15 protein-coding genes are annotated in these 16,678 nt (G+C 62.3%); 13 read left to right on the top strand and 2 right to left on the bottom strand.

The window, feature by feature from the left end; all coding sequences use genetic code 11:
* The first annotated feature begins 110 nt into the window (after positions 1 to 110).
* The 7 genes from ACN9M1_RS12760 (at position 111) to ubiA (ending at position 9,409) form a co-directional block, all read left to right on the top strand.
* A complete protein-coding gene (locus ACN9M1_RS12760) occupies positions 111 to 2,738 on the top strand; it encodes a fimbria/pilus outer membrane usher protein (protein ID WP_426394877.1) in 2,628 nt (875 codons plus the stop codon).
* Positions 2,735 to 3,754, top strand: a complete 1,020-nt coding sequence (locus ACN9M1_RS12755; RefSeq protein WP_426394875.1) for a fimbrial protein — start codon at positions 2,735 to 2,737, stop codon at positions 3,752 to 3,754. The genes ACN9M1_RS12760 and ACN9M1_RS12755 overlap by 4 nt, the downstream gene beginning before the upstream one ends.
* Before the next feature lie 369 nt (positions 3,755 to 4,123).
* Positions 4,124 to 5,071, top strand: coding sequence for a LysR substrate-binding domain-containing protein (locus ACN9M1_RS12750; RefSeq protein WP_426394873.1), 948 nt, complete (start codon positions 4,124 to 4,126; stop codon positions 5,069 to 5,071).
* 243 nt (positions 5,072 to 5,314) lie between these two features.
* Positions 5,315 to 5,557, top strand: a complete 243-nt coding sequence (locus tag ACN9M1_RS12745) for a hypothetical protein (RefSeq protein ID WP_426394872.1) — start codon at positions 5,315 to 5,317, stop codon at positions 5,555 to 5,557.
* A gap of 120 nt (positions 5,558 to 5,677) precedes the next feature.
* Entirely contained in the window at positions 5,678 to 6,178 is a 501-nt protein-coding gene (locus ACN9M1_RS12740) for a Dps family protein (protein WP_426394870.1), read from the top strand.
* Between the two features lie 124 nt (positions 6,179 to 6,302).
* Complete coding sequence (gene katG, locus ACN9M1_RS12735; protein WP_426394869.1) at positions 6,303 to 8,465, top strand: catalase/peroxidase HPI; 2,163 nt, start codon at positions 6,303 to 6,305, stop codon at positions 8,463 to 8,465.
* Positions 8,466 to 8,533: 68 nt separating this feature from the next.
* Positions 8,534 to 9,409: a 4-hydroxybenzoate octaprenyltransferase gene (gene ubiA / locus ACN9M1_RS12730; RefSeq protein ID WP_426394868.1), complete on the top strand. Its 876-nt coding sequence runs from the start codon at positions 8,534 to 8,536 to the stop codon at positions 9,407 to 9,409.
* Positions 9,410 to 9,955: 546 nt separating this feature from the next.
* On the opposite strand, the gene proC is transcribed toward ubiA, so the two are convergent.
* Together proC and ACN9M1_RS12720 are read right to left on the bottom strand one after the other, a co-directional pair.
* The gene (proC, locus tag ACN9M1_RS12725) at positions 9,956 to 10,780 is read right to left on the bottom strand and encodes a pyrroline-5-carboxylate reductase (protein WP_426394866.1); all 825 of its coding nucleotides are present in this window, start codon (positions 10,778 to 10,780) and stop codon (positions 9,956 to 9,958) included.
* A gap of 30 nt (positions 10,781 to 10,810) precedes the next feature.
* Complete coding sequence (locus ACN9M1_RS12720) at positions 10,811 to 11,533, bottom strand: YggS family pyridoxal phosphate-dependent enzyme (RefSeq protein ID WP_426394864.1); 723 nt, start codon at positions 11,531 to 11,533, stop codon at positions 10,811 to 10,813.
* A gap of 123 nt (positions 11,534 to 11,656) precedes the next feature.
* Between ACN9M1_RS12720 and ACN9M1_RS12715 the strand changes: the two genes are divergently transcribed.
* The 6 genes from ACN9M1_RS12715 (at position 11,657) to ACN9M1_RS12690 (ending at position 16,678) form a co-directional block, all read left to right on the top strand.
* The gene (locus ACN9M1_RS12715) at positions 11,657 to 12,700 is read left to right on the top strand and encodes a type IV pilus twitching motility protein PilT (protein WP_426394862.1); all 1,044 of its coding nucleotides are present in this window, start codon (positions 11,657 to 11,659) and stop codon (positions 12,698 to 12,700) included.
* A gap of 60 nt (positions 12,701 to 12,760) precedes the next feature.
* Positions 12,761 to 13,900 (top strand): PilT/PilU family type 4a pilus ATPase, encoded by a 1,140-nt coding sequence (locus ACN9M1_RS12710; protein WP_426394860.1) that lies wholly within the window; start codon positions 12,761 to 12,763, stop codon positions 13,898 to 13,900.
* A gap of 212 nt (positions 13,901 to 14,112) precedes the next feature.
* Positions 14,113 to 14,559, top strand: coding sequence for a type IV pilin protein (locus ACN9M1_RS12705; RefSeq protein WP_426394858.1), 447 nt, complete (start codon positions 14,113 to 14,115; stop codon positions 14,557 to 14,559).
* Positions 14,560 to 14,562: 3 nt separating this feature from the next.
* Complete coding sequence (locus tag ACN9M1_RS12700) at positions 14,563 to 15,060, top strand: GspH/FimT family pseudopilin (RefSeq protein WP_426394856.1); 498 nt, start codon at positions 14,563 to 14,565, stop codon at positions 15,058 to 15,060.
* Between the two features lie 8 nt (positions 15,061 to 15,068).
* Positions 15,069 to 15,641 carry a type IV pilus modification protein PilV gene (pilV, locus tag ACN9M1_RS12695; RefSeq protein WP_426394854.1) on the top strand — a complete coding sequence of 191 codons (573 nt, stop codon included), beginning with the start codon at positions 15,069 to 15,071 and terminating at the stop codon, positions 15,639 to 15,641.
* Complete coding sequence (locus ACN9M1_RS12690) at positions 15,638 to 16,678, top strand: PilW family protein (protein WP_426394853.1); 1,041 nt, start codon at positions 15,638 to 15,640, stop codon at positions 16,676 to 16,678. The genes pilV and ACN9M1_RS12690 overlap by 4 nt, the downstream gene beginning before the upstream one ends.

The following is a 16,678-nucleotide window of genomic DNA, read 5'->3' as shown; positions in this document are numbered from 1 at the left end:
CCGGTTGCCAAAGCACACGCTACTGAATGCGGATCGCGCATTCAGCAGGGGGACTGCTGCCCGGCGTTATGAACGCAACGATTACTGAAATTCTTCTTGGTTGATCCACGATGAAAACTACGCGTATAACAACCAAACAAGGCCGCAGCCTCGACCTTCAGCTCAAGCCGCTGAGTGCCTTGGTGCTGAGCGTGATCGGCATGTACGCCCACGCAGAGAATGCGGCTGCAGATTCCGCTGCGCCTGAGCGCACGACGCTGGCCGCCGTTGAGTTTGAAGGCGGCTTCCTGATGAACGGTGGCCATGGCGGTATTGATGTCTCCCGCTTCGAGCAAGCCAACCCCGTTCTGCCCGGCACCTACACCGTAGACGTGTACGTCAACCAGGACCGCGTTGGCCGTGTGGACGTGCCGTTCGCATCGGTCTCGGCCCGCACCAATGCACAACCAATCTTCGATAAGGCGCTGCTGCAACGCATCGGCATCGATTTCGGCAAGCTGTCGCCGGAAGTTTCAGCAAAGCTCGCCGAAGGTCAGAGCGGTCTGTTGATCGGCGAAGCCGTTGAGAGCGCAACCAGCACGTTCGAGTTCGGCGACCAGCGGCTCGACCTGAGCATTCCGCAGGCCGCGCTGAGCCGCAGTGCGCGCGGCTATGTCAGCCCCGAATTCTGGGATTCCGGCGTCAATGTCGGCATGCTGGGCTACAACTTCAACCTGTACCACTCCAAGGTCTCGGGGCTGAGCAACTCCAGCACGCAGGGCTACCTAGGTCTCAATGGTGGCGTCAATGTTGGCGATTGGCACTTCCGCCACGACGGCTCGTACACCTTCGACTCGCAGGGTAACCGCAAGTACCAGGACATCGCCACGTATGCGCAGCGCGATCTGACCTCGCTGTCGTCCCAACTGACGATTGGCGAGACCTACACCAGCGGCGAGCTGTTCGACTCGACACCGTTCCGCGGCGTGCGAGTTGCAAGTGACGATCGCATGCTGCCCGAGTCGCTGCAGGGCTACGCGCCGACCGTACGCGGTATTGCCAACACCAACGCGCGTGTCACGATCCGGCAGAGCAACGTCATCATTTACGAAACGACGGTTGCGCCGGGCGCGTTTGAGATTACCGACCTGTACGCCACCGGCTACGGCGGCGATCTGCAGGTCTCCGTGCAGGAGTCCGACGGCAGCACGCATTCGTTCTCGGTGCCGTACGCTGCGGTGCCGCTGTCGCTGCGCCCGGGCGTGAACCGCTTCAGCGCGGTGGGTGGCACGGTGCGTGACCAGCAGTTGTCCAAAAACCCGGTGTTTGTTCAGGGTACGTGGCAACGCGGTTTCACCAACCTGTTCACGGGCTACGCAGGTGTTACGGCTGCACAAGGCTATGCGTCTGGCCTGGTGGGTGGTGCGTTCAACACGGAAATCGGGGCGATAGGCCTGGACATCACCCAGTCGACCTTGTCGCTGGGTGGTGGGCATCTGACCGGCTCCAGCGTGCGCGCGAGCTACGCCAAGAACCTCCCCGCCACCGGCACCAACATCGCCGTGGCCGCCTATCGCTACTCCACGGGCGGCTTCTTCGGGCTGAACGAGGCTATGACCGCGCGCTACGCCGATGGCGCGCAGGCATCCGCCGGCAACATGACACGCACGCGCAATCGCGCGTCGATCACACTCAGCCAGCAGTTGGGCGAGCGCCGGGGGCAGATCAACATTACCGGTTCTACCGCCGATTACTGGAACCGTGGCGGCACGGATTTGAACTACGCCGTTGCCTACGCTAACACGTATAAGAACATCGGCTACAACCTCTCGGTCATGCGCCAGCGCAATGCCCTGGGCAAGATGGATACGGTGTTCTACGCGGGTGTCAGCATTCCGCTGGGCAAGACGAATCCGGTCAGCGTTGCGGCGAATTTCTCGCGCGATACCGATGGCCGCTCGCAAGCCCAGACCACGCTGTCCGGCGCCATCGGCACGGACAAAAACCTGTCCTATGGCGTGACCGCCAACCACGCTTCCGGCGGGGTCGGGAACAACGTCACCAGCGGCAGTGCAAACATGCTCTACCGAGTCCCGGTGGGTGAGTTGTCGGGCAGCATCGGCGGCGGTACGGGGTACTCGCAGGGCTCCATTGGCGTGCGCGGCGCAGTGGTGGCGCACCCGGGCGGTATCACGCTGTCGCAACCGCTGTCCGAGACCTTCGGCATTGTCGAAGCGTCCGATGCAGAGAGCGCACGCGTGCTCAGCGCGTCTGGCGTGCGTGTGAACAGCCAGGGCTATGCGGTGGTGCCGTACCTGACGCCGTATCGCATGAACAGTGTTGAGCTGGACCCCAAGGGCCTGTCCACCGACGTGGAGCTGCAAGTCACCAGCCAGCAGGTGGCACCGCGTGCCGGTTCGGCCGTGCTGCTGAAGTACGCCACCGTGTCGGGCCGCTCGGCGGTGCTGGAGGTGGAACAGGCCAATGGGCAGCCGCTGCCGTTTGGCGCCACCGTGGTGGATGCGCAAGGCAAGGAAGTGGGTGTGGTGGCCCAGGCCAGCCGCATCTTTGCGCGCGGCTTGCAAGAGCAAGGGGCCTTGAGCGTGAAATGGGGCGATGGCGCGGCCGAGCGTTGCGACATCGACTACACGCTGCCGGCGCGCGGCAAGGGCTACAAGGCCGATACGTATCAACAAGTCCAGACGCGCTGCAAGGCGCCGATGGTGTCTACTACTTTTGATAAGGCGCGCCACTCATGAAACCGATTCGTATGCTGATACCTGGAGTTGCCGTAACTCTGGGCGCGATGTCGTTGGACGCTATGGCGGCGTGCACGATGACCCCGACTGGCGGCAGCCCATCGTCCGCTCCGCTGGTTCTCCATTTGCCCGCCTTCGATTCAGGCGCATTCGATCCGACCGTCCCGAATGGCCAAGTGCTTGCGACTCGGAAGGTGTCACTCGCTGCGGTTGGAGGAAAGATGCACTGCCCCGGCGGCATCGGGCAGATGTCCTACCGTGGCACGACCGGGGCTGCCGGTGGCGCCTTCAGTACCTACCCAACATCGATTGCCGGTGTGGGCATTCGGTTTAAGTTCACGCCGCCAACATCTATCCTCGGCTATTGGCCCCGGTCGTACAACTACGGCGGCGCAGTCAATACATCTGTCAGTACGGGGGTCAGTGTCGTGGTTGACCTAGTCAAAACCGGCCCGATTACCGCGGGGGGAAGTATCACCGGCGAGGTTGCGGGGTGGTTTGCGCAGAACGACACCAGTCAGCTAACTTCCATCGTGGTTGATGGGGCAATTATCGTGCAACCAAAAGTGCCCACCTGCACAGTGAGCACGCCATCTGTGCAGGTGCCAATGGGGGCAATTTCCACCCGAACCTTTACAGGGCTGGGCTCATCCTCTGGCGCACAGGCGTTCAATATCGGTTTGCAGTGCTCAGGTGGTGATCCCAATACGTCAACCAATGCCTATGTCACGCTGACTGACGCTACCAATCCGACCAACACATCGCAAGTGTTGTCACTGACGCCCACTTCGCAGGCAAGCGGTGTTGGTGTGCAGATCTTGAATGGCACCACCGTGCTTGGCTATGGCCCCGACTCCGCTGCACCGGGCAATACGAATCAGTGGTATGCCGGAAATATCGCGGTAGGGACGAGCAGATTCACCATCCCGCTCAGTGCGCGGTATGTGCAAACAGGTGCCACCGTCACGCCGGGCACGGCCAACGCGCAGGCAACGTTCACGATGAGCTATCAGTAATCACGCTCAATCCATGAGCGGATGACCGTTCTGCGCAGTCATTCGCGCCAACGGTAGATGTACGCATTGGCGCCGGCGAAGTATCGAGGCGCAACGAACGCGGGGCAGGCATGGGGCCGTTGCATCCGCGTGCGCCGCGTAGGGGTTGTGCGACGCATCCTTCTCTATGCTGAAAAAATCCATAGAAATGACCTTGCCACGCGGCTTTCCTGCAAAGCTGTATCCGTCACAGCTTCGATATTTTCTAACCCACTTCGCTAATTTCAAATTTCCTTCGCTACGCCAACACATGGTGTTGTTCGCGAAGTCCAAGCAACATCCCACGTCATAAGGTAAAATCTATCGATACCCCAAAGCCGATTGATTGCCATGACGCTCACCGAACTCAAGTACATCGTTGCTGTTGCGCGCGAACGCCACTTCGGGCGTGCTGCCGAAGCCTGCTTCGTTTCACAGCCGACGCTGTCGGTCGCCATCAAAAAGCTGGAAGACGAACTGGCCGTGCAGATCTTCGAGCGCGGTGCCTCGGAAGTGAGCGTTACGCCGGTGGGCGAGCAGATTGTCACCCAGGCGCAGCGGGTGCTCGAGCAGACCATGGCGATCCGTGAGATTGCCAAGCAGGGCATGGATCCGCTGGCAGGGCCGCTCCGGCTGGGGGTGATCTACACCATCGGGCCGTATCTGCTGCCCGCACTGGTCAAGCAGATGATCGATTCCGTTCCGCAGATGCCGCTGATGTTGCAGGAGAACTTCACCGTGCGGCTGGTGGAGCTGCTCAAGCAGGGCGAGATCGACTGCGCGATCATGGCCGAGCCATTTCCCGAAGCCGGCTTGATGACCGTGCCGCTGTATGACGAACCCTTCGTGGTAGCGGTGCCGCGCGGCCACGAGTTGTCCAAGGTCGACGCGGTGGACCCGGAAGCGCTCAAGCAGCAGACCATGCTGTTGCTCGGCAACGGCCATTGCTTCCGCGACCACGTGCTGGGCGTTTGCCCGGAACTGTCGCGCTTCTCGCAGAATGCCGACGGCATCCAGAAGACGTTTGAAGGCTCGTCGTTGGAAACGATCCGCCATATGGTGGCCAGCGGCGTGGGCATTACCGTGCTGCCGCGCACCTCGGTGCCGAATATGCAGCCCGCCGCGACCGATCTGCTGACCTACGTGCCGTTCCAGGAGCCGGTGCCCGACCGCCGCGTCGTGCTGGCTTGGCGCAAGAGCTTCACCCGCATCGCCGCCATCGAGGCGGTGGCCAAGGCCGTCGCGCAATGCGACCTGCCGGGCATCAAGCCGCTGCCTTTCACGCCGCTCATTCACTGAGCCGTCCCTTCCCGCCCATGTGGGGAATTGTTACGCATCAAGCATAGTTATTCCCTACTGCTGCAATTTAATCAATAAATTTCCTTTATTGATCTTCCATCCATAAACTTGGTGTTCGGGTGATGCCTGAACCATGCTTTCCCCTGGAGGCGGTGATCAGGCACGTGGCTCGCCGAGTCGCCCGCAAGCAATACGGCGCGTGACGCAAGCCAAGCAACGCGCGGATTCTCAGGAGAAAAAATCATGGCGATGGTGCGGAGGTTTGTTTCGGAATGGCAGGCCTTTGCGGGCGCGGTAGAGGCGTCGCGCACTGAGGTGCCGACCCTGGCCGGTATGCCTGGCAGCGCGGCCGACAGCCGAGGCACGCGCACTGCAGAGCATGCTCGCCTGCAACGCAAGTGGATGCGCAAGCAGATCGGTCTGGCCATCGTGGCTGCCGGCGCCATGATCGTGTTTTTGCATGGCATGGTGCAGCTGACGGCGTGATGCTCGTCATGACCAAGTGACATACTCGGAACTTGTCGCGCTGGCGGCAACCGAACCACGTGCTTAAAGCAAACGCGCATGTTCGGTTTTTCCACACCACTCTCTTTCAGGGGAATCCAGATGGCTAAAAAGAATGGCGGCGCAGCGGCCGCAGCCCAGATCAACATCGGTATTGCCGACAAGGACCGCAAGAAGATCGCCGAAGGCCTGTCGCGCCTGCTGGCCGATACGTATTCGCTTTACCTGAAGACGCACTATTTCCACTGGAACGTCACCGGCCCGATGTTCAACACGCTGCATCTGATGTTCGAGACGCAATACAACGAGCTGTGGAGCGCTGTGGACCCGGTGGCAGAACGCATTCGCGCGCTGGGCTATCCGGCCCCGGGTTCGTATTCCGAGTTTGCCAAGCTGTCGTCGATTCCGGAATCGAATGGCATTCCCGAGGCGATGGACATGGTGCGCGAGCTGGTGGCCGGCCACGAGGCTGTCACGCGCACCGCCCGCAGCCTGTTCCCGGACGTCGACAAGGCTGCCGACGAGCCGACGGCAGACCTGCTCACCCAACGCATGGACATCCACGAAAAGACGGCGTGGATGCTGCGCTCGCTGCTGGCGTAAGACCGCCTGGCAGTCGTTCCGCCACCTGATGGCAAATGGCTCGACAGCAGCAAACTCTTCCCCGCTTGGCGCGTGTTGTATTGCCGGCGGGGCCGCATCAACCCCATGACCTCAAGAGAACACAATGACTTCTGAAGCCAAATGCCCGTTTTCCGGCCATGCGCAAGCTGCTCCCCATGCCTTCGGTGGCGGTACGTCCAACAAGGACTGGTGGCCTAATCAACTGCGCGTTGATCTGCTGAACCAGCATTCTGAAAAGTCCGATCCGCTCGGCAAGAACTTCAATTACCGCGAGGCCTTCAAGTCGATCGACTATGACGCGCTCAAGGCCGACCTGCGCAAGCTGATGACGGATTCGCAGGACTGGTGGCCGGCCGACTTCGGCCACTACGGCCCGCAGTTCATCCGCATGGCGTGGCACGCCGCCGGCACGTACCGCACGGGCGACGGCCGTGGTGGCGCTGGCCGTGGCCAGCAACGTTTCGCGCCGCTCAATTCGTGGCCCGACAACGTCAACATCGACAAGTCGCGCCGCCTGCTGTGGCCGATCAAGCAGAAGTACGGTCAAGCCATCTCGTGGGCTGACCTGCTGATCCTGACCGGCAACGTGGCACTCGAAACCATGGGCTTCCGCACGTTCGGCTTTGCCGGCGGCCGTGAAGATACGTGGGAACCGGACAACGACGTCTACTGGGGCAACGAGACCAAGTGGTTGGATGCCACCCGCTACACGGGCGAACGCAACCTCGCGAACCCGCTCGCTGCCGTGCAGATGGGCCTGATCTACGTGAACCCGGAAGGCCCGGAGCATGGCCACGGTGATCCGCTTGCCGCGGCCAAGGACATCCGCGAAACCTTCGCCCGCATGGCGATGGACGATGAGGAAACCGTGGCGCTCATCGCCGGTGGCCACACCTTCGGTAAGACCCATGGCGCCGGCCCCGCCAGCCACGTGGGCGCGGATGTTGAAGGCGCACCGATCGAGGCGCAGGGCCTGGGCTGGGCAAGCACCTTCGGCTCCGGCAAGGGCGCTGATGCAATCGGCAGCGGGCTGGAAGTCACCTGGACGCAGACGCCTGCGCAATGGAGCAATTACTTCTTCGAGAACCTGTTCAAGTACGAATGGGTGCAAGAGAAGAGCCCCGCTGGCGCGCTGCAATGGGTGGCAAAGGACGCCGAGGCGATCATCCCTGGCCCCGCCGCGGATTCGCCCAAGCGCAAGCCGACCATGCTGACGACCGACCTGTCGCTGCGCTTCGACCCGGTCTACGAGAAGATCTCGCGCCGCTTCCTGGACAACCCGCAGGCGTTTGCCGAGGCTTTCGCACGTGCCTGGTTCAAGCTGACGCACCGCGACCTGGGTCCGAAGTCGCGCTACGTGGGCCCGGAAGTGCCGCGTGAGGACCTGATCTGGCAAGACCCGCTGCCGGCCGCAACGCACAAGCCAACCGAAGCGGATATCGCCGATCTCAAGGCGAAGATTGCCGCCTCGGGCCTGTCGGCATCGGAATTGGTTGCGGTGGCCTGGGCTTCGGCGTCGACCTTCCGCGGTTCGGACAAGCGTGGTGGCGCCAACGGTGCGCGCATCCGCCTGGCACCGCAGAACGATTGGGCGGTCAACCAAGCCGTGGCAGGCACGCTGGCCAAGCTGGAAGCCATCCAGAAGGCCTCGGGCAAGGCATCGCTGGCCGACGTGATCGTGCTGGCGGGCAGCGTGGGCATTGAGCTGGCGGCCAAGGCTGCGGGCAAGAGCATCACCGTGCCGTTCACGCCGGGCCGTGTCGACGCCACGCAAGAGCAGACCGACGCAGCATCGTTCGGGCCGCTCGAGCCGGTGGCCGACGGCTTCCGCAACTATCAGAAGACGCAGTTTGCGGTGCCGGCCGAAGTGCTGTTGATCGACAAAGCACAGTTGCTCACGCTCACCGCGCCGGAGCTGACCGTGCTGATTGGCGGCCTGCACGCCATCAACATCAACGCCGATGGCAGCCAGCACGGCATTCTGACCGCCACGCCGGGCGCGCTGACGAACGACTTCTTCGTCAACCTGCTCGACATGAGCACCGAATGGAAGCCGGCCGGCGACATCTATGAAGGCGTCGACCGCAAGACGGGCGAGAAGAAGTGGACCGGCACGCGTGTTGACCTGGTCTTCGGCTCCAACTCGATCCTGCGCGCGCTGGCCGAGGTGTACGGCAGCGCAGACGGCAAGGACCGCTTCATCAGCGAGTTCGTGGCTGCGTGGGTCAAGGTGATGAACCTGGACCGTTTCGATCTGGCTGCGTAACGTACTTTCGGCCGGACTAAAATGGCGCCTTGCCTCGTGCAGGCGCCATTTTTCTTTTGGTGATTCCCATGCAGTCGTCCGCCGCCCAACCCAGCCGTCTTGTGCTCTATGCGCGCCTCATGCGCATGGACAAACCAATCGGCACGGTGCTGCTGCTGTGGCCGACGCTGTGGGCGTTGTGGATGGCGGCCGATGGGCATCCACCGGTTTCCTTCGTGTTGATTTTCGCGGTCGGCACGTTTCTCATGCGTTCAGCCGGCTGCGCTGTCAACGACTGGGCCGACCGGGATTTCGACAAGCACGTCAAACGTACCAAGGAGCGGCCGATCACCGCCGGCTTGATCGCCCCATGGGAGGCGCTGGCCGTGGCGGCTGTGCTGTCCATCATCGCCTTCACGCTGATCCTGCCGCTCAATGCGTTGACCAAGTGGATGTCGGTTGCCGCCATTGTGATTGCTGGCACGTATCCGTTCTTCAAGCGCTTCTTTGCGATTCCGCAGGCGTATCTGGGGATTGCGTTTGGCTTTGGTATTCCGATGGCGTACGCGGCGGTACAGGATCAGGTGCCCGTGCTGGCGTGGCTGATGCTCATCGGCAATGTGTTCTGGGCCATTGCGTATGACACCGCCTATGCGATGGTGGATCGGGATGATGATCTGCTCATCGGCATCAAGACTTCTGCCATTACCTTCGGCCGCTTTGATGTGGCGGCGATCATGCTGTGCTATGTGGCGTTCTTCGGGATCATGGCGTGGGCGGGCCATGTGATGGGGCTCGGGGTGGCGTATTGGATCGGGTTTGCTGCGGCTGTGGCGTTGGCGCTTTGGTATTACCCGATGCTGCGGACGCGGGATCGGATGAAATGCTTTTTTGTGTTCCGGCATAACAATTGGCTGGGGGCTTGTTTGTTTGCTGGGGTGGCGGTGGCTTACTTGATGCGGTGAGTTGGTTTTTATTGGCCCGGTGGTCCATCCCTTGTTTCATCCCCTGCCGGGGCTGAGTCACTTTCTTTGGTCTTGCCCAAAGAAAGTAACCAAAGAAATGCGCGCCCGAGATGGCGACACCCCCTTGAATTTTTGTGACCGTGCGGGGAAGGAGGCAAACTCGCTTCGCTCAGACAGGCCTCCTTCCTTTATCCGCCCGCTCACAAAAATTCAAGGCGCCATCTAGGGCAGAACGTCAAAAGACAAAAAACAAAGGCCAACCCGTCGTGAGGTTGGCCTTGTCGTTTGGGCTGGTACCCAGAGGGTTTGGTTTTTTTCCTTTGACTTTCCTGCCCTATGCGGCGCCTTGAATTTCTGTTGCAAGGAGGAAAAAGGAAGGGAAACTGTCTGAGCGAAGCGAGTTTTTCCCTTCCCCTCCTTGCGACATAAATTCAAGGGGAAGTCGCCGCATCGGGCGCGCCTTTCTTTTGCTTACTTTTCTTTGGAAGACAAAGAAAAGTGAGTCGGCCCCGGCAGGGGACGATACCGGGGATGGACCACTCAGCTTCAATCCTGCCCGAATTCTTCACCCATCTCTTTACCGCGCGCGGCGGCAGCATGCATGGCACGTACAAACGCGGCCTTGATGCCAGCGCCCTCCATCGAAGTCAGCGCTGCGTAGGTCGTCCCGCCCTTGGACGTCACGCGCTCGCGCAATACCTCAACCGGCTCGGTCGACTGGCCCGCCAGCGTGGCCGCGCCAATAAACGTTTCCACGGCCAGCGTGCGGCCGTCTTCCGCTGACAAGCCCAGTTCCTGCGCCGCCTGCTGCATCGCCTCGATGAAATAGAAAACGTAGGCGGGGCCGCTGCCCGAGATGGCCGTCACGGCGTCAATCTGTGCCTCGGCAGGCACCCAAACGCTCTTGCCGACAGCATTGGCGATGGCGCTGGCCGTGGCGCGATCCGCTTCAGACAGGCCGGCGTTGGCCGCCAAACCTGTCATGCCCAAGCCCGACAGCGCGGGCGTATTCGGCATCGCCCGCACGACACGTGCGTGTCCATTCAGCCAGCGCGACAGATCCTGAATGCGGATGCCCGCCGCCACTGACAGCACCAGGCTGTTACCCAGATGCGGCGCCAGTTGTGCGCACACCTCGCGCATCTGCTGCGGCTTGACGGCCAGGACGATCACGTCGCGGTCGGCCAATTCAGCGCCGGGTGCGGCGGCTGCGCGGGCGCCCCAGGTTTGCTCCGCGCGCGCACGGGCCGCTTCGGTTGGGTCTACCACCACGATGTTGGCGCCGTGCGCACCCTTGGCGATCAGGCCGCCGATGAGGGCCGCCGCCATGTTGCCGCCGCCGATGAAGCCGAGTTTCAGAGTGTCGAGCATGAGAGTGGGGGTGTGAGAGAAAACAGGAATTCAGGCGGGTGCGTTGGCATAGTGCCGCGCGCCAAAGATGGCGCTGCCGACGCGCACAATGGTGGCGCCTTCGGCAATCGCGTCTTCCAGATCGGCGGACATGCCCATCGATAGCGTATCGAGCGGGATGCCGGCCTCGCGCAGTTGATCGGCCAGGGTTCGCAGATCCGCGAAGGGCTTGCGCTGGGCGACAGGGTCATCGCTGGGTTCGGGCACGGCCATCAGGCCGCGCAACTGTAGGCGGGGCAGGGCCGCCACGGCGCGTGCCACGGCAAGCACCTCGTCGAAGTCGGGCAGCAGCCCGTGCTTGCTGGCCTGGCGGCTGATGTTGATTTCCAGGCAGACCTGCAAGGGCGGCAGGCTTTCAGGGCGCTGGGCCGACAGGCGTTCAGCAATTTTGAGCCGGTCGACGCTATGCACCCAATCAAAGCGCTCGGCTACGGCACGCGTCTTATTGCTCTGCAGCGGGCCGATGAAATGCCAGCCGATTGGATCAGCGCTGGTGCGCAGATCGGCCAGCGCGTCGATCTTGGCAATGCCTTCCTGCACGTAGTTTTCGCCGAAAAGGCGTTGCCCAGCGGCGTGGGCGGCGCGCACGGCATCGGCATCGAAGGTCTTGGAAACGGCCAGCAATGTGACACCGGCAGCATCGCGCGAAGCCAGTGTGCAGGCCGTTGTGATCCGTTGACGCACGGCTTGCAAGTTGGCGGCGATTACAGACATAATCCGGCGACGTTTGTTACAAATAAACAAGGCTGCGGCACGTTGTCAACAACGGCTGGCAGCCCCCGGGATGCGCCATTGCGACGCCTGGGCGACATAAAAAAAGTCGGGGGTCATTATAAGATGGACATCGCGCAGCTTCTGGCCTTCTCGGCCAAGAACAAGGCGTCGGACTTGCACTTGTCGGCCGGCTTGCCGCCGATGATCCGGATCCACGGCGATATGCGCCGGATCAACGTGCCGCCGCTCACGCACCAAGACGTGCACGCCATGGTGTACGACATCATGAGCGACGGGCAGCGCAAGGTCTACGAAGAAAACCTGGAAGTCGACTTCTCGTTTGAGATCCCGGGGCTTTCGCGTTTCCGGGTCAACGCGTTCAACCAGAACCGCGGCGCTTCGGCCGTGTTCCGGACGATTCCGTCGAAGGTGCTCTCGCTGGATGACCTGAAGGCGCCGGCTGTGTTTGCCGACTTGGCGATGAAGCCGCGCGGTCTGGTGCTCGTCACGGGCCCGACCGGTTCGGGCAAGTCGACCACGCTGGCCGCGATGGTGAACCACCGCAACGAAAACGACATGGGCCACATCCTCACGGTGGAGGACCCGATCGAATTCGTGCACGAATCCAAGAAAAGCCTGATCAACCAGCGCGAGCTGGGGCCGCACACGCACTCGTTCGCCAACGCGCTGAAGTCGGCACTGCGTGAAGATCCGGACGTGGTCCTGGTCGGCGAATTGCGTGACCTGGAAACCATTCGTCTGGCACTTACCGCGGCGGAAACCGGCCACTTGGTGTTCGGCACGCTGCACACCAGCTCGGCTGCCAAGACCATCGACCGGGTCGTCGACGTGTTCCCGTCGGATGAGAAAGAGATGGTCCGGACCATGCTTTCCGAATCGCTGGAAGCCGTGATCTCCCAGACGCTGCTCAAGACACGCGACGGCTCGGGTCGGATTGCAGCGCACGAGATCATGATCGCCACGCCAGCCATCCGGCACTTGGTGCGCGAGAATAAGATCTCGCAGATGTACTCGATGATGCAGACCAGCAGCGGCATGGGCATGCAGACGCTCGACCAGTGCCTGGCAGAGCTCATCAAGCGCTCGGCGATCAACTACGCGGATGCGCGCGCCATCGCCAAGAACCCGGACGCGTTCGCGAACTGACACTGACGCGCTAACCGACGACGGTTGGCGCGCAATCCATTTCTTCAGGAGGGGCACGCCATGCTGGACCGCGAAGCCGCCACCAAATACATCCACGAACTCTTGCAGTTGATGGTGAACAGCCGTGGCTCGGACTTGTTCATCACCTCCGACTTTCCGCCCGCCATCAAGGTGGACGGCAAGGTCACGCCGATCTCGCAGCAGCCGCTGAACGCAGGGCAGGCGCTGGGCTTGGTCAAGTCGATCATGAACGACAAGCAGTTGCGCGAGTTCGAAGAGAGCTCTGAGTGCAACTTCGCCATTACGGCGCCGGGGGCGGGGCGCTTCCGCGTGTCGGCGTTCATGCAGCAGGGCCGCGCTGGCATGGTGCTGCGGACCATCAATTCGAAGATCCCCACGCTGGGCGAGTTGGATCTGCCGCCGATCCTCAACGAGATCGTGATGAGCAAGCGCGGGCTGGTGATCATGGTCGGCGCCACGGGCTCGGGCAAGTCGACCTCGCTGGCGGCGATGGTGGGCCATCGCAACGCGAATTCATACGGCCACATCATCACGATTGAAGACCCGGTGGAATACGTGCACACGCACCAGAACTGCGTAGTGACGCAGCGCGAGGTGGGCGTGGATACCGAGTCGTGGCACGTGGCGTTGAAGAACACGCTGCGCCAGGCGCCGGACGTGATCCTGATCGGCGAAATCCGGGATCGCGACACGATGGAATACGCCATCCAGTACGCGGAAACCGGCCACCTGTGCCTGGCTACGCTGCACGCCAACAGCTCGAACCAGGCCATCGACCGGATCATCAACTTCTTCCCCGAGGAGCGGCGTCAGCAGTTGTTGATCGACCTGTCATTGAACCTGCGCGCGATGATTGCGCAGCGCCTGTTGCCGCGCAAAGGCAAGAAGGGGCGCGTGCCTGCGGTGGAGATCATGCTCGGCACGCCTTTGGTGCAGGACCTCATCTTCAAGGGCGAGGTGCACGAGTTGAAGGAGGTCATGAAGAAATCCCGCGAGCAGGGGATGATCTCGTTCGACCAAGCGCTGTTCGAGTTGTACGAGGCAGACAAGATCACCTACGAAGATGCGCTGCGCAACGCCGACTCGCTGAACGATCTGCGCCTGCAGATCAAGCTGCACAGCAAGCGCGGTGGCCAGACCGATCTGTCGGCCGGCACCGAACACCTCAATGTGGTCTGATGTGCGCGATGTGATGCGCCAAAACAACTACACCATTTGAGGTAATTTGCGGCGCATAACGTTTGCGCCGCTTCCCGAATCCCCCACGCTTCATCTCCATTCCTTAATATTTGCTGAGAATTGCCGTATAAACCGGCGGGCGCGTCTGTGCAGTCACTTGATGGACGCGCTACAAAACGATAAGCAACAGCAAATCCGGGTGGGTGAACAACGTGGCAAGCAAGCCTGTATGCGAGCGGGGCGAGCGCGCGCCTGTGGCGCGGGGTTTTACGCTGATCGAGGTCATGATCACGGTGGCGATCGTGGCCATTCTGACGGCCATCGCCTATCCCTCGTACGTCAGTTACATCGTGCGCTCCAACCGTGCGGCGGCCGAGTCCTACATGCAGGAAGTGGCTGCGGCACAAGAGCGCTTCCTGCTCGACAACCGGGCCTATGCGTCTGACCTCGCGACGTTGCAATACGCCAGCAACGTGCCGGCCAACGTTGCGCCCAACTACACGTTCTTGCTAAGCGCCAGCAGCACGCCGCCTTCCTACCAGCTCACCGCCAGCCCGCAGGGTGCGCAACTCGCGAACGACACCGCGTGCGGCAAGCTCACCCTGACGAACACCGGTGCCAAGAGCGCCACCGGCACGGCGTCGAACTGCTGGAAGTGAGCCATGGACATGTCGCGCAAACCGCATCGCCCAGCCGAGTCGCTCTGTCGGGGCTTCACGCTCACGGAACTGATGGTCACGCTGGCCATTCTGGCCATCCTCGTGGTGGTGGCCGTGCCGTCCTTTTCGAGCCTGATCGCCACGCAGGCCACGCGCAACGCCTCGTTCGATCTGTCCTCGGCGATGGCGCTGGCACGCAGCGAGGCCGTCAAGCAGAACACCACGGCCACGGTTTCCACCCTTTCCACCACCAGCACCTGGGCGACCGGCTGGGTGCTGACCGTGAACAGCGCCGTCGTGCGCACGTTCGGGCCCTACAACGGCGTCACCATCACGCCCAGCAGCGGCAACACGCTGGCTTTCGGCAACGATGGCCGGCCCACCGCGGGCACGGCCACCTTCCAGGTCACGCCGAGCGGGCAAGGGCAGTCCATCTCGCCGGCGTGCGTGCAGGTGGGCGGCACCGGCCGGGTCGCCATTGTGCCGGGAGCGTGCTCATGAGGCCCGCTATGCGCTTGCATCGTCGTGCGCAACAACGCGGCACCACGCTGATCGAGATCCTCATCTCGGTGGTGATTCTGCTGGTGGCCCTGCTGGGCGCGGCCGGCATGATGGCGCGCTCCAACCAGTCGGAGATGGAGTCGTACCAACGTGAACAGGCGTTGACCCTGCTGCAGGACATGACGGCGCGGCTTAACGCCAACCGGCAGGCCGCCGTGTGCTATGCCGTGGCCGGCGCGACCACCACGGCGGGCAATGGCGGCATGTCCGCACCCACCTGTGCAACGGGCACGGCTGCCCAGCAAGCCACCGTCGCGGCAGACCTGGCTGCGTGGAACACGGCCTTGCTCGGCACCGCAGAGAGCACCGCCAGCGGCACCATCGCCGTGGGCGCCATGATCGGCGCGCGCGGCTGCATTGAAGCGGTGGACACCACCAATCAGATCTACCGCATCACCGTGGCGTGGCAGGGCTTGGTCAAGACGACGGCGTCGTCGTTGCCATGTGGCAGCGGCAGCTTTGGCAATGAAGCCTACCGCCGTGCTATCAGCGTGCAGGTCCGCATGGGGGTGCTGTCATGAGGCGGATGCACGGCACGCTACGCCGGCAGCGCGGCATCTCGCTGATCGAGCTGATGGTCGGCATGACGCTGGGTCTGCTGCTGCTGGCGGCGCTGTCCAGCCTGTATGCATCGACCTCGCAGTCGCGCGTGCAACTGGGCAACAGCGCCACCCAGATCGAGAACGGCCGCTACGCGCTCGACGTCATCAATCAGGAAGTCGGGCTGGCGGGTTACCTCGGCGGTTTGAACCTGCGCGGTACGTCGGCGATCTCCACCCCAGACGTCTGCTCAATGGCCACCAATGCGCTGGGCTTTAGCAACAGCCCGGCGACCGTGCCGGTGGCCATCTATGGCTACGCAGCGGGCAGCAACCCGGCAACGTGCCTGCCCAATCTGTCGAGCAACTCCGAAATTCTAGTGGTGCGGCGCGTGTCCACTACCGCGGCGACGCTCGCCACTATGGCGGCCGGGCAGGCGTATCTGCAGGATTCCTTCTGCACGACAGATGCCGCGCCGTTCGTGTTCAGCAGCACCGCCACGGACTTCACGTTGAACGACAAGACCTGCAGCAACAAGGCTGAACTCCGCCAAGCGAGCGTGCGGGCTTTCTACATCGCCACGTGCGACCTGTGCAATGGCAGCGACAACGGCGTCCTCACGCTCAAGGTGGCGGAGCTGTCCGGCGGCGCCATGCAGGTGAAGTCCATCGCCCAGGGCATCCAGGACGTGCATTTCGCGTATGGCGTGGATGTGGATGGCAACGGCTCGCCCGATTGCTATGTCGCTGACCCCGGTGTCGACAACAACGCGATCTGCAACAACGTGGGCGGCTACAACTGGACCACGTCTGCCACCAACAACTGGAACAACGTCACGGCCGTGCGCGTGAACGTGCTCGCCAGCACGCTCAAGCCATCACCCGGCTGGACGGATAACCGGACCTATGACCTGGGGCGCGGCAACAACGTCAAGTCCGGCCCCTTCAACGACGGCTACAAACGACATGTCTACGCGGAAGTGGCGCGGGCAGTCAATGTGGCCGGCCCTCGGGAGTAA

This window comes from Ralstonia sp. R-29 (assembly GCF_049913345.1).
GTDB lineage: Bacteria > Pseudomonadota > Gammaproteobacteria > Burkholderiales > Burkholderiaceae > Ralstonia.
This window is presented reverse-complemented; position numbering and strand designations above follow the sequence as displayed.